The organism is Microbacterium sp. H6 (assembly GCF_003314775.1).
Taxonomy (GTDB): domain Bacteria; phylum Actinomycetota; class Actinomycetes; order Actinomycetales; family Microbacteriaceae; genus Microbacterium; species Microbacterium oxydans.
This window is the reverse complement of sequence record NZ_QOAY01000283.1, coordinates 1-291: the sequence shown is the minus strand read 5'-3', so window position 1 is coordinate 291 and position 291 is coordinate 1. Positions and strand designations below refer to the sequence as shown.

Here is a 291-nt window from a genome sequence, read left to right as displayed (position 1 = left end):
GTCGATCGTGTACCGGAACGAGCCGTAGACGGCGGCGAGGATCCCCGCGTAGGTCGCGAGGACGGTGCTGAGCGGGGCTGCGAGCTCCGCGTGGGCGTCGACGGAGGCGTTCGCGACCTCGGACGGGATGCTCGCCGCCAGGGTGAGCGACATCGCGAACGCCGCGACCGCGACCCCGAGGAGGACGACGTCGCCCGCGAGGCTGCGCGCCTGAGCCCGCAGAGCCCGACCGATCACGCAGCGCTCCGGCGCCCTCGCACCCAGGCGATCGCGAGCAGCCCGAACGTCCAC

The 291-nt window shown here is 73.9% G+C and carries 1 pseudogene; it reads right to left on the bottom strand.

Annotation, left to right across the window (positions count from 1 at the left end):
* Nucleotides 1-237 (bottom strand): annotated as a pseudogene (locus tag DSP71_RS24280) (hypothetical protein); the annotation flags it as partial.
* Nucleotides 238-291: the final 54 nt, after the last annotated feature.